The organism is Pseudomonas sp. UBA5666 (genome assembly GCF_002420785.1).
GTDB classification, from domain to species: domain Bacteria; phylum Pseudomonadota; class Gammaproteobacteria; order Pseudomonadales; family Pseudomonadaceae; genus Aquipseudomonas; species Aquipseudomonas fulva.
Window position 1 is genome coordinate 117,199 of record NZ_DIIQ01000041.1, and the last position, 13,572, is coordinate 130,770.

The 13,572-nt window shown below is 47.6% G+C and carries 11 protein-coding genes; all 11 read right to left on the reverse strand.

The features are described from left to right. Window positions 1-151: 151 nt before the first annotated feature. Window positions 152-415, reverse strand: a complete 264-nt coding sequence (locus B2Y33_RS17535) for a DUF3077 domain-containing protein (RefSeq protein WP_206405693.1) — start codon at window positions 413-415, stop codon at window positions 152-154. An 89-nt stretch (window positions 416-504) separates the two neighbouring features. Further along, window positions 505-747 (reverse strand): hypothetical protein, encoded by a 243-nt coding sequence (locus B2Y33_RS17540; RefSeq protein WP_110607172.1) that lies wholly within the window; start codon window positions 745-747, stop codon window positions 505-507. Window positions 748-1,251: 504 nt separating this feature from the next. Then, a complete protein-coding gene (gene rfbC / locus B2Y33_RS17545; RefSeq protein WP_206405692.1) occupies window positions 1,252-1,800 on the reverse strand; it encodes a dTDP-4-dehydrorhamnose 3,5-epimerase in 549 nt (182 codons plus the stop codon). Next, window positions 1,800-2,690 carry a glucose-1-phosphate thymidylyltransferase RfbA gene (gene rfbA, locus B2Y33_RS17550; protein WP_104925918.1) on the reverse strand — a complete coding sequence of 297 codons (891 nt, stop codon included), beginning with the start codon at window positions 2,688-2,690 and terminating at the stop codon, window positions 1,800-1,802. The genes rfbC and rfbA overlap by 1 nt, the downstream gene beginning before the upstream one ends. After that, window positions 2,687-3,592 (reverse strand): dTDP-4-dehydrorhamnose reductase, encoded by a 906-nt coding sequence (gene rfbD, locus B2Y33_RS17555; protein WP_104925919.1) that lies wholly within the window; start codon window positions 3,590-3,592, stop codon window positions 2,687-2,689. Before rfbD ends, rfbA begins: the two co-directional genes overlap by 4 nt. After that, window positions 3,589-4,695 (reverse strand): dTDP-glucose 4,6-dehydratase, encoded by a 1,107-nt coding sequence (rfbB, locus tag B2Y33_RS17560; protein ID WP_225806676.1) that lies wholly within the window; start codon window positions 4,693-4,695, stop codon window positions 3,589-3,591. The genes rfbD and rfbB overlap by 4 nt, the downstream gene beginning before the upstream one ends. A gap of 41 nt (window positions 4,696-4,736) precedes the next feature. Next, window positions 4,737-5,786, reverse strand: coding sequence for a glycosyltransferase (locus B2Y33_RS17565; protein ID WP_104925920.1), 1,050 nt, complete (start codon window positions 5,784-5,786; stop codon window positions 4,737-4,739). Between the two features lie 8 nt (window positions 5,787-5,794). Next, the gene (locus tag B2Y33_RS17570; RefSeq protein WP_104925921.1) at window positions 5,795-9,571 is read right to left on the reverse strand and encodes a glycosyltransferase; all 3,777 of its coding nucleotides are present in this window, start codon (window positions 9,569-9,571) and stop codon (window positions 5,795-5,797) included. Then, entirely contained in the window at window positions 9,568-10,950 is a 1,383-nt protein-coding gene (locus B2Y33_RS17575; RefSeq protein ID WP_104925922.1) for a BNR repeat-containing protein, read from the reverse strand. The genes B2Y33_RS17570 and B2Y33_RS17575 overlap by 4 nt, the downstream gene beginning before the upstream one ends. An 87-nt stretch (window positions 10,951-11,037) precedes the next feature. Then, window positions 11,038-12,327: a hypothetical protein gene (locus B2Y33_RS17580; RefSeq protein ID WP_132579062.1), complete on the reverse strand. Its 1,290-nt coding sequence runs from the start codon at window positions 12,325-12,327 to the stop codon at window positions 11,038-11,040. A 68-nt stretch (window positions 12,328-12,395) separates the two neighbouring features. Next, the gene (locus B2Y33_RS17585; RefSeq protein ID WP_104925924.1) at window positions 12,396-13,562 is read right to left on the reverse strand and encodes a nucleotide sugar dehydrogenase; all 1,167 of its coding nucleotides are present in this window, start codon (window positions 13,560-13,562) and stop codon (window positions 12,396-12,398) included. Window positions 13,563-13,572 lie beyond the last annotated feature (10 nt).

Here is a 13,572-nt window from a genome sequence, read left to right on the forward strand (position 1 = left end):
GCTTGGGATACAGCACCCACTGAGCTTGTGTGCGGAGATGTCCCACACAGCGCGATTGGGTGCTGCGGTTATAGCCTGTGTCAGGGTTCGTGAGCAGGTCTTTTCGATGGCTTAGGAATCTCCAAAACTTACTGCCGCATGAACCCGCCGCTCAGCTCCCCATGCCAGCCTCAGCATCGTCCATCAGCGTTTTAGCCAGCGCACCCAGATAGTATGCAGCCCACACCAACTTCGGGTTTTCCTCCATCAAGCCACTGATGGTCAGCTCCTGCGCGTACCCCATCAGTTCAGAGGCTTGAGCACGGGCGTGCTCACACGGTATGCCGGGTTCGATGCAGAACAGCGGCTCGGTTTGCTGTTTGCCTTGGTAGAACTTGGTTTTGCCGGCGGTAACGCCGGTGTGATGTGCGGTCATTGATTGATCTCCCTGCCTGTTTGCTGCCAGGGCTGCAATGCGGGCGACCTTGCTTGGCAATGGTCAGCCCACCACAGCCCCAGCTGACTTCAATGCATTGCTCGAGGTTCTCTGGGCCTTTGCACCTGCAGAAGCGCTGACTCCAGCAATGCCCGCAGCGCCTCGAGTTCGTGCAGAGACGTCATGATCAGAATCGATGTCGGGGATTTGGGCTGTAGCAGCAAGGCCTGATGGGCGACGGTTGCGGCGCATAGCGCGTGATCCGAGGCTTGAATCAGGGTGTCTTCCAGGGAGTGGATGTGGTGCGGTGGGTCGGGGACGATCTTGAGCATCGCGTATGTCCTTTGATCAGTGCGGCCGCCTCTTGCTGTCAAACAAGTGGGTGGCAGCTGTACGTGGGTTGACAGACCGGCGGACATAGCAAGTTCCGGCGCACGCAAGCGTGCCCGCACGTACAGCCGCCATCAAGGACGAGCTGATTTCTATGTACCGTGACGGCCTGTCAAAGCCGTGCCGTTGATAGCCAACGACAGGGCGAGACTAGGTCGCTTCCAGAATGGCCGCAACGGAAAATAGGGAGGAAGAGTATCTTTGGGAAATGGACTACAAGGAAGGGGTAGATTCTGATCTTTTTACTTTTTGAAGACTAGGCCTGCGTGCTCAACACCAGACTCAGTCGTTTACCGGGAAAAGCGGCACCGCTCTAATCGTCGAAGCGGGTAAAGCGCTCGCAAGCGTTTCTTATTATGGCTAGCCCAGGTGCCGGGCAATCAGAACTGCTTAGGCTGCAGGTGCTGACAAGGCCAAGCCTTACGCGGCTTGGCCCCGTTGCAGGATTACTCGAACACTTCAGCGTTAGCCAACGCCACGCCGAGTTGATCCTTGCCAGACAAGCTCGGGCTGAAATCAATCGGCCACTCGATAGCGATTTCCGGGTCATCCCACGCGATGCACCGCTCACTGGCAGGCGAGTAGAAATCGGTGGTCTTGTACAAGAATTCAGCGGTTTCACTCAGGGTGACAAAACCGTGCGCGAACCCTGGCGGGACCCACAGCTGATTCTTGTTTTCCGCAGAAAGCACCGCACCGACCCATTTGCCGAAAGTGGGGGAGGAGCGACGGATATCAACGGCTAGGTCAAAGACTTCGCCTTGGACCACGCGAACAAGCTTGCCTTGAGCGTGAGGCGCAAGCTGGTAGTGCAAACCCCGAAGCACCCCCTTGACCGATTTCGAGTGGTTATCTTGGACGAAGTCAGGCTGTAGTCCGGTGACTTCCTTGAAGACGTTAGCGTTGAAGCTCTCATAGAAGAAGCCACGCTCGTCGCCGAACACCTTCGGGGTAAACAGGAAGACTTCCGGAATTGCCAAGGATGTAGCGTGCATCAGAACACCTTTTCGTTAAGCAGGTTGCGCAAGTATTGGCCGTAACCGTTTTTTAGCAACGGCTGAGCCAGGCGCTCGAGTTGCTCGGCGTTGATCCAGCCAGCGCGGAAGCAGATCTCTTCTGGGCAAGCAACCTTGAGACCCTGACGGCGTTCCATGGTCGCGATGTACTGGCTGGCATCAAGCAAGCTGTCATGCGTGCCGGTGTCCAGCCATGCATAGCCGCGGCCCATGATCTCTACATGCAGCTGTTCTTGCTGGAGGTAAAGGTTGTTGAGGTCGGTGATTTCAAGCTCGCCTCGGGGTGAAGGCTTCAGGTTGCGCGCCAAGTCCACTACCTGATTGTCGTAGAAATAGAGGCCAGTTACTGCATAGCTGGACTTCGGTGCGGACGGCTTTTCCTCTAATGAGAGCACGCGACCGGTATCATCAAATTCGGCTACACCGTAACGCTCAGGATCGTGCACATGATAGGCGAAGACGGATGCGCCAGCATCGCGAGTGTTTGCGTTGAGTAGCAGCGACTGGAAGTCATGACCGTAAAAAATATTGTCGCCAAGTACCAGTGCAGAGGGGTTATCACCGATGAAATCGGCACCAATGGTAAATGCCTGAGCTAAACCGTCTGGGCTCGGTTGCACTGCGTAGCTTAAGTTGATACCCCATTGGCTACCATCTCCGAGGAGCTGCTCGAAGCGCGGCGTGTCCTGAGGAGTGGAGATGACCAGTATGTCTTGGATGCCGGCCAGCAATAACGTCCCCAGCGGGTAGTAGATCATCGGCTTATCATAAACAGGCAGTAGCTGTTTGGAGACAGAAAGCGTTGCTGGGTGGAGGCGCGTTCCGGAACCACCAGCCAGAATGATCCCTTTGCGATTGGTTTTGTTCATTTATTAATAGCTTCCATGAGCATGCGAGCGACACCACTCTGCCAATCAGGCAGATGCAGCTTGAAGGAGTTGCGAATCTTGGCTGTATCTAAGCGTGAATTCAACGGACGGCGTGCCGGTGTCGGATACTCGGTTGTGGCGATCGGGTTGATACATTCGACAGCCAAGCACTCGCCTTGACTCCGTGCAAATTCAATAACAAAGCTTGCGTAGGCATGCCACGTGGTTTCGCCGGACGGAGCTAGGTGGTAGATACCACCCAGCTCCGGTCTACGCCAAGCTTGCTGTATTGCAGCGACTGCTACATCGGCAAGCAGGTCCGCACCGGTGGGTACACCAACCTGGTCAGCGATGACGTGGAGTGTAGAGCGATCCTTAGCTAGCCGCAGCATAGTTTTGGCGAAGTTATTGCCACGTGCAGCATACACCCAACTGGTACGGAAAATCAGATGGTTGCAACCCGTCGCCCGTATAAAACGCTCGGCCTGGAGCTTAGTCTCGCCATAGTAATTGACAGGTGCAACACTATCGGTTTCTTTCCAAAGGGTATTGCCGGAGCCGTCGAAAACATAATCAGTAGAGTAATGCACCAACCATGCATTCATGCGTTTGACTTCTTCGGCGATGACCTGGCTGGCAAGAGCATTGACGGTGTAAGCTAGATCGCGATCACTTTCGGCCATGTCAACGGCTGTGTAGGCGGCTGCGTTGACGATGAGCTGTGGCGCGACTCTTCTGATAGCCTCGCGCAAGCTTGACAAATCAGACAGGTCGCCCTTTAGATCGCCATAATTCGTTTTTGCCAAATGTCGGTCAAGAGCGGTAACTTCGCCCAAAATGCCAAGAGCTCTCTGTAATTCCCAGCCCACCTGACCGTTTTTTCCTAACAATAGGATTTTCATGTTTTACTCGTGCGGACAGAGTAGTTTTTTTCGATCCATTGCTGGTAACTGCCGCTTTTGACGTGCTCAACCCAACTAGGATTTTCAAGGTACCACATTACTGTTTTCCGAATACCAGACTCAAATGTTTCTTGCGGCTGCCAGCCTAATTCGCGTTGGATTTTACTAGCATCAATTGCATACCGAAGATCGTGACCCGGGCGGTCGTGTACATAAGTGATGAGGTCGGCATGAGGACAGTGCCCGGATTCTGGGCGCAACTCATCGAGCAGTGCGCAAACAGTTCGGACTACCTCAATGTTTTGTTTTTCATTGTGGCCGCCGATATTATAAGTCTCTCCGACTTCACCCTCGGTGACAACCTTATAAAGAGCTCGAGCATGATCCTCCACATATAACCAGTCGCGGATTTGATCGCCTTTGCCATAGATTGGCAGAGGTTTGCCTTCAAGCGCGTTCAGGATGACTAACGGAATGAGTTTTTCCGGAAAATGGTAAGGCCCATAATTGTTAGAACAGTTAGTAACAAGTGTGGGAAGGCCAAATGTGCGAGCCCAGGCACGGACCAAATGGTCTGAGCTCGCTTTGCTGGCCGAATACGGAGAGCTAGGCTGATAAGGCGTCGTTTCTGTGAAAAGATCCTCTGGCCTTTCTAGATCTCCGTAAACTTCATCGGTAGAAATATGATGGAAGCGGAAATTCGCTTTTTTTGCGCCATCTAGTTCAGACCAATATGTTCGAGAAGCTTCTAATAGGTTGTATGTGCCGAGTATATTGGTGTGAATGAATTCTGATGGTCCGGTAATCGATCGGTCGACGTGGGACTCTGCGGCTAAATGCATCACTGCATCCGGTTGATGATCGCGGAATACTCGGTCTAGCTCGCCACGATTACAAATATCAACATGCTCGAACTCGTATCGCGAATTCGCAGCAACAGGTTCTAAAGATTCAAGGTTTCCAGCGTACGTAAGCTTGTCGAGATTGACTACTGAGTCTTTACTGTTGCTGATAATATGCCGAATCACTGCAGAACCGATGAAGCCTGCTCCACCAGTGACCAACAGCTTCCTACGAGTAACGGGCATATCAGTATCAGTCATTTTATCTTCTCGATCGGATATGGAAGTCACACCAGCGGTCCTTATTCTGGGAAAAGTGTATTTCTGAGCTTCATGCTGGCAGTCTCCCAGCAATAGGCTTTAGCAGTGGTCTCGGCTGCACGTACCATCTTAGCAGCGCGAGCGGAATTCTGATTTGCTCTGATGAATTTCAGATGCTCTACTAAGGTATCTAGGTCGTCTGGTGCGTAGATCAATGAATTCGCATTCGTTAAATACTCTGTCGGGGCGGTATTATAGCTATGGATGACGGGAATTCTCAGCGACATAGCCTCCATTGTAGGCATACTCCATCCCTCAACTGAGTTTTTTAAGAAGGCGTGGGAGGTCATATACAGCTGAACCATTTGACTTTCAGAAAGTTGAGGGTCGGCAATTATACGCATAGCGATTTTCGAAGAGGGCACGTAGCCCGGAGGTAGTTCATTGGTTTTGACTAACCATTCAACTGATGGATCGTGCTCAAACGCGATTTCCAAAGCTTGTTGCAACAATTTCCAGTTTTCTCTCGATGAGTTGTTGCCTAAGCCGTTAAACACGGATAAAAACGTGAACTTTGCACTCCGCTCAGAGGAACAGGTTTTGGAGTGTGTTAAAAGTTTATCACGATCGACGCCACATGGTGATACATAGATAGGGTTAGTAACCCCTCCTGCAATCCAAATAGACCTGTTCCACTGGGTCGGTGTGATTATGTTGAGGTTTGGTGAGTTAAGTTTCTCGAGCCAGTTCTTATTTGAGTATCTATCTGCCCAGTTATTTCTTTCGGTCATTGTGTAGAGGTACTCAATTCCTCCTACCGATTCGAATACATGAGGCACAGATATCTGTAAGCTCGTGATGATTGACAGATCATCGGGCTTAGAGCGAATTTCTTCCCATATGCTTGATTCTTCGGCGGTCAATTGTAAACCGGAGCGGGCTGCAAACCTGGAATAATCGGTATTAGGAATTCGAACATCAACTCCTAATCGAACTAGGCCTCCTATCAATCCCCGGGTAACAGCGCCATATCCATTGGCTTCAAAATATCGAAATGGAAAAGGTAGTCTTAAAGAATGATCAGCTTTCATGGATAGCCCTAGCTCCGCTGCTTAATAATAATGTCGCGATGCAGTGAAGCAGGTTCACTATCGCTAAAAGCTTTGTTCACTAGCGAATTATCAGCATAGCCTCCACTCGAAAGCTGATTGGTCAGCACCCACTCGCGGTTTCGGTTGCCGAGTACTTCTAGCTCAGTTCGCTTAGATATACATTCAGTTATGGCCTGCGCCCATGAGGCAGTGTCATTAGGGATCGTATAAATAGCCGGCGCCGTTCGGCTGATAGGTTCATAAATGCCGCATTGGGAGGCGATGACGGGGAGAGCCAGTGCAGCGTATTCTAACGCCTTAAGGTTAGACTTATATGCATTGAATGGTGTGTGCTCAAGTGGGGCGATCCCAATATCTGCAGTCTTGGCTATATCCTTTAGCCATTCGACAAAGTCTGGGTACTTTCTATTGGGTAAAGGGACTGTGAAGTTCTCGATCCAATCCGGTAAATCATACCCATCCTCAAGAATGTCGATTAATAAAACTTTCAGTTCAGGAAATGCGGACTTAACGTTCTTTAATGCAGGGTAGATCATCTCAAAATCTTGTTTGTGAGACTTTGTTCCAAAGTAAAGTACTGTGAAGTCAGTGCTTTTAGCTTTGATCAACGGTCGTCGCCATAGACGCCGGCTGAGAGTATTGGGGATAATTTCTACTGAGCTATGATGTTTTGATAGCTCATGCAGTAAAGGTGCGGTGGAAACGGTGACAACTGCCGCATTATTGATGACTTTATTTAGTGTGTTAGCATATTTTTTATACTTTCCGTTTCTATCAATATGGTCCGGAACGGCTAGCAAATTATCGTCTAAGTCAAACGTATAACTAAAATCACCAGATTTTACAAACGGTATCAATGCATTGATGTGTTTTTCGCTGAGCGCAGTCCTTTGAATAATCGCTTTAGAAACCTCCTTTGATTGCACCGCCACTACAAGTTGGTCCGGGGTCATTTTGCAATGAACGAAGGAACTGTCTGGAGTATTATGTGCGTGCTCCCAGATACGCACGTAAGTGGAGCCTGGGGCATCTGTTTGGGCCTGGTTACTAGGGCATACAACCGCGAGCATTCTTGTATTGGGTTTAGAACTATAAAGCGCCGGTGCTGAATCCGAATAGCGGGGTGTCGTATAAATATCGTGGTAACGCGCTGCCATCCAGCGAGTATTTCTGAATAAGCCTTCAGTTTTTTGCCAAGTGGAAACGTGGGATAGGACAGTTGCATACTCAGCGACGACATCGCTAACGATGTATTTGCAAGCGAAGGCCGCGTCGCCTCTAGGTAAAACCCAACCTGCTTGGGATTTCCTCACGCGCTCAGCAACTGTTGGGAAATCTAGCACCAAAGCGGGTATGCCTGAAGCCCATAGCTCAGTGAGAGTATGGCACCAAGTTTCGTCCCAAATTGAGAAGATGCCACCGACGTGTGGGGCTATTGAAGCCACATGCTTTGCAAAGTCATCCCGCTGATAGGCTCCGTGGCAAATTATCCTATCTTGCCAGTGAGTAGAGAATTGATTGGTCATTGCGCCGTCAACAGCGCCAAGGATATGGAATTCTATCTTTTGGTCTACGTCATGACGGAGAATTTCTTGAATGAAGTCCCCCCCCTTAGCGCTATTTATATTGCCAGGAATCAGGACTCGAATTTTATCCCCATCAGCGAGGGGTTTCAAAACCGGGCTCGCAAAACCATCAAAATTGCGCCCGTGATTGATCACGTGAAAACGAGAAGTTGGGACTGTTGGAAGATAATTTAAGATGGTATTCTTCGCGTGTTCAGATGTTGTAATAAATTGATCTACATCCGCTAAAGCGTTTTGGAATCGTTCTCTCCAAGTATTAATCCATCCAGACTTAAGTGCCGGTTGCTCTTGTTTCCAAAGAGGGTTAGAGCAATTACGTGTCGACGTCGATTTAGTGCAGTCGCCGCCGCAGTAGTAGTCGTCACCATCTAATAGTTTGACAGTAGGGCAGAGTGAATAAAAATCGTGGAACGAATTAATCACGCGTGCGCCAGATCGCTTCGCTAAACTGGGTAAAGAGAGTGAATGCCAAGCTAAATGTCTAATGTGAACAATCTCGAAGTCAGTTTCCAGCAGCCAACGACTTACTACTCTGTCATATTCAAAAGATGTGTGTGTGAGTAAATCTACAGGTTCGTTCAAATGATGACGGTACACTACCTCATCATCCTCATTTATGTGAACTCTATAAAGGGTAAGAGTATTGGAGTCGCAGTGTAGTAGCCAAGGCTCCCATGAGTCGTATAACGCAAGCATCAGGTCGCGATTTGTCTGCGGTGTTCCACCAGTACTGGTAGCTACAACGAATAGCGCACGAGGCTTGATACCATCAAAGGATAGGCAATCATTAACTGCTTGCCTGGCTGCAAAGCGAGCTAGTGCGATGAGTGGGCTCTCACTGAAGACCTTAATGGCATGTTTGTAATCGGGATATCGACGATCTACCTCTTTGCGTCCAGCTTGAATTAGTACTGTCTTCTCGCCGCCAAAGCTTTTGGATCTATCATGAAATACGTAAGTCGCATCATCGATGATGTTTATCCAGCCGCGCGATCTAGCGCGCATGCAAAAATCGTTCTCTTCTCCATAACCGCGCGGAAAAGCCGTTTCATCTAGGTTGCCAATTTCATCAATTGCTTCCCGACGAATGTACATACAGAACCCATTACCTGTTGGCACTACAGGGTAGATCCGCCGCGACCGTCTTCTAAATGCGACGGCATAATCGGATTCAGAAACCCCTTGGGGTAAGTCGTTTGAATTACCGATGTTGGGAGCCGAGAAGGCGCCTGCACGATCAGACATCGCTGTTACTGTTGCAATACGATGATCGCGGACTAATGCATACTGCAAACCTTGAATCCATCTTGGTGTAACGCGGGCATCTGAGTTCAACAGAATAACATCGTTGCTTTTAGCTAGCTCTATTCCTTTGTTTACAGTTCGAGTGAAACCAAGATTCTCATCGTTGTGCACCACTATGAATCGCTGTTGCACTAGTTTAGTGGACAAAAGATTGGAGATCTCGGGGTCCGAACTGAAGTCATTGATAAGAATGATATCAACAGACGGGTCCGTATAGGAAGTCAAACGCTCAATACACACCCTCACGTCATCGATAGCATTATATATAGGCACGATGACGGTAACGCGTCGCTTGCTAGGCGAGCCATGAATGTCATATGACAAGGTAGGCTGATTTATGTCAAACGATTTTATAGGGAAAACTTTACCGTTAGGCATCTTCGCCGTAAGCGAATGATGACCTTTATCAAATAAAGCAGGAGGGAATCGAAATGCGATCCCACCTTTTCCCGTTGATTTTTTGTGCCGCTTAAGATCAGGTCGGTTTCCGTCATTGCGAATGGTTATATAAGGTAGACCATTGATCAGAATATCAATATCAAAAATATCCTCAGCTACCTTGGTGTTTACTGCCCAACCCTTCAAACTACTCTCATCAACTGCTTCAACTCGGAATTGATATTCATAAACAGGTCGTGGCTTCTCACTAGACTTATCATTGGCCGGAGGGGTTGCCCTGAGCTTGATTATTTCACTAGGATCAATAAAGCGCTGAGCGTATGCGATATTGAAGTTAATGTGCTCAGCCAGCTTAGGATTAGCAGATTTGGCTAACTCGAAGAGTTCGATAGCATCAGCGTACCGCTTTTGCCGTAGCGCTTCGTTGCCTCGTGCTAAAACGGACGGTTTGGAGTCGATAGACGGCTTGGTCATGATTTATTCCGAAGTTTTAAATCTAGTACTCTAATGCTGCTAAGTGTTTCAGCTTTAGGTTCGTCATGGTTAGGCTGTTGGCATCTTTGAATCAGCATGCTCAGTATGCCTTCGGCACTCCACCTAGAGCGATCTATTATCGGTTCAGATCGTCCCAGTGGTTCTGGATCTATCAAGGCAAGTCTAGAGCTTTTATAATTGTAATCGGGAGATTCCAACGATAGGATTGCCATCCTATCCCCTGTCAAATCGCCTCTAAATATGACATGCGCATCGTTATTGTCACTTATTATAATGTCTGGTCTGCTGATGGGTATCTCAAGCGTTCCGCCTCCCTGTAAACTGAAGCTTTCGAGGCGACTAGATATTATCTGCGTATGCCAACTTATCCCGTCGAACCAAAGGTGTTGGTACTGCGGGATGTTATCTTTATCGTTAGCATAGAAAACGATGTGAGGGCGATTGTTGCTGTCGAGTGCCATACCGCATTGGTTGATTAAGTTAGAACCTGGGGATATCGCGCAAATTACTTCTGAATTAACGGGAGTAATAGGGGTTTGATATTGAATTCCTTTGCTCGTGAACCATGTTAAGCCATTATCCATTGACTTTGCATAACAAACATTGATGTTATTGATCAATTGATTCGGCGGTAGGCTGTGAGTGCGCCACACATATGAGACATGAAGTGAGCCGTCATGACCGACGCATGGATGGTTCCAGTAAGCATTGGCCGTCCAAGGACGTAAGTCTGCGCCCGACAGCACTGGCTCCTTTAAATCAGACCATGAATCTGTCTGTTCATCAAAGTATTTAAGACGAGCTTTGCCCTTGTTCCATGAGCCATCTCTATATAGAAATGTCAGAGGAAAATCCATTCTAGGGAGTATAAATGACGGGTAAGTTACATTCTCTTCATGTGCATCCGTCATAGACCGGCTTTCAGTCCAGTCATGAATGGTATGCGGCTCGCGAGAAATGCGATATTGGAGCCGGGATGCGTGATGATCGTACGTTATATGAATCCTGCCTTTTCTGTCGTGACCCAAGCTGATTCCATTATGGGCATCATGCAGGTTGAAAGTACCTGATATGTCGTGACTTTCTAGGCAGTCTGTCGCAAGGTCTCTCTTAATAATCCGTAGCGTGGTGGTATTTACATAGAAAGCTGTGTACTGCGCACCATTCATCGTGAGAATCGCATGATGCCGAAATATGGTCGTATTAATTGTGTTCGATGCCCATCCCTCGCCAATTTTCAATTCAGCGATACGTAATGCTGGCATTTCATGGTATGGCTTTTCTGTTTCCGTATCTTCTACGCTAGCCTGATTTGAAACTTTGCTTTTTCTGAGGAACTTCTTGAATGTGTTGAGCATTGTTTAATACTTGCATTCGGCTAGGATTTAGTGTTGATGCGCAGTAGTGACCATTGCATGATCTTAACTGTCTGCGTTTCGGAATCATCAAGTCCGGTGAACATTTCTTATTCGACTATGCAGGGTATAGTCTCCTAACGCTTTTCGCATAGTTCTTGCGACCTCGTGCCATGCTGCGGTGTCCAATTTGCTCAGTTCAGGCGTAATTTCAAGCTCGGACAGTTGCCGCTCTGCTCCACTGAGTATGGTTGCCAATAGGATTTGATCCCTCTGACTGAGTTTATGCCATACCTCGATATCCATAGCATTAGGATAAGCAAATCTAAGTTCGAGTCGAGCACCACGATCATCTTGTGTTTCAGCATACCAGTTCTCGATTAAGTGCTGACATAGTTCCGAAAACTCTAGCCGCGGATGCTCTTGGGTCAGCTCTTCGCTAGTATAGGTAGTAGCCATCGTGTATGGGAATCTTTCAATAACTTTGTCGCCTATCAATGCATTGTGCAAACAAATATTTAATGCGTTGTAGTTGTCGAAGTCAGTAGAGTCTTCAAGTGATACTTGATCATAACGCAATATCTTCGGCCAATTATCAAGAATAGTGTTAGTGTTCTTGAGCGCCCGCGATATTTGAATGGCAATTTCATCGCTGAATGGGATCGTGTCTAAGCTATTCTCGAAGAAGTATCCGAGTTTTTTGAATAGATCTTTAACCCTAAGCCAGTCAGTAGTGCCTAGACTCATTAACGTAGCGTTGGCATTTTCAAAGCTGGATCCTTGGGCCGGCATGCAACATAGCTCTTGCGCGCTTAGTTGCTCACGTGACCATTTTTTAATCATCGTAGGCTCGCCAGGCTTAGCGGCTTGGAAAATCAATCCGGCAGTGCCGTTGTCGATGACCAATCTAAATTTCGTTTCGTCGAATCGCTCGTCATTGATATACGTATCTTTAAGGTATATGTCGATTTCGAGCCTTGACTTGCTTGGAGCCAGCTCTACTGAGATTTTTTTGTAGAGCCAAAAATTTGAGTTCTTTGATAGTGTGTAGAAGAAAAGCTCTTTAAATTGATCGCGCTCACTATTTGCACGTTCATGCTCATTCCAAATAGCTTCAAGTTGCTCCTGCGTGCTATGTAATTGAGAGAGCAGAGAATGGCATATTTCGTCAAATTTTATGCGTTCTTCGACTGCAAGATGTTCCATTTTCTTCACTTGGAGCTTCAGCCGATGTACATCGGTTTCAAGTTTTGCTTCCTCGGTTATCGAAGATTCACTTGCTGTTGACTGCGTCGAAACCTGAGTGGTATTCGCAGTCTGGCTCGCAGAACGCTTTGTTGAATGCGGCTTAGGTTGCGTTTTCTTCGTGACTCTGGGCATGTCAGTTATCCGAAATCTTCATAAAGTTAATTGGTTTGAGGAAAGATTGAGATCCCATCTCATCGTCTTTAGTCGTTTCCAAAAAGATCTCGCGTGTAAACTTTTTCGAGCGCACCTTCAAGTCTACTGTCCAGTCTGTTGGCAAGTATTATTTCAGAGCGCAACTTGAATTCTTCCAGGTCCTTGATTACATGATTCCCTTCGAACTCGGCGTGGTTCAAGTTGGGTTCGTATATATAAAGTTTGATTCCGCTGGAAGCTAGTCTTTTCATTATCCCTTGAATCGAGGAAGAACGGAAATTGTCGGACCCTGATTTCATTATAAGACGATATATGCCAACAGCTGTCGGCTTTTTCTTGATTATCTCATCTGCAATTATATTTTTTCTTGTCCGGTTAGATGATACAATTGCTCCAATTAAATCATTTGGAACGCTGGAGAAATTTGCGAGCAACTGCTTGGTGTCCTTGGGTAAGCAATAGCCTCCGTAACCAAAAGACGGATTATTATAATGCTGCCCAATGCGCGGATCCAAGCTTACTCCATCAATGATCTGGCGGGCATTCAAATTGTGGTATATAGCATAGCTGTCCAGTTCGTTGAAATACGCAATGCGCATTGCCAAATATGTATTTGAAAAAAGCTTGATAGCTTCAGCTTCTGTAGAGTTGGTAAGTATTAACTTCGCATCGGGTTTGTGAGCGGCGTCTAAAAATAGCTGGCCGATTGATTTGCCCATTTCTGAGTCGTCGCCGATGATCACTCTTGACGGGTAGAGATTGTCATACAGTGCTCGGCCTTCTCGGAGAAATTCGGGAGAAAAAAAGATGTTGGGATGTTGGAATTTCTTTCTTGCCTCTGCGGTGAATCCTACGGGGATGGTGGACTTAATCAAAAAAACAGCATTGGAGTTTATTTCTAGTGCGTCCGCTATAACTGCTTCTACCGAGCCTGTGTCGAATTTATTTGTGTGGCTGTCATAATCGGTGGGCGTAGCGATGATGATTAGTTCAGCCTCTGAATAAGCCTCGCGCTTGTCAGTGGTCCCGCGAAGCCTGAGCTCCTCATTTGCCAGGAAATGCTCCAGCTCAACATCAGCTACCGTAGATAATTTCTTGTTAATCCTTTCGACTTTTTCAGGAAGGATGTCAATTGCCAGAACGTCATTATGCTGCGCTAATAGAACTGCGTTTGACAGCCCGACGTATCCAGTACCCGCCACAGTAATTTTCATAATTCTTTTA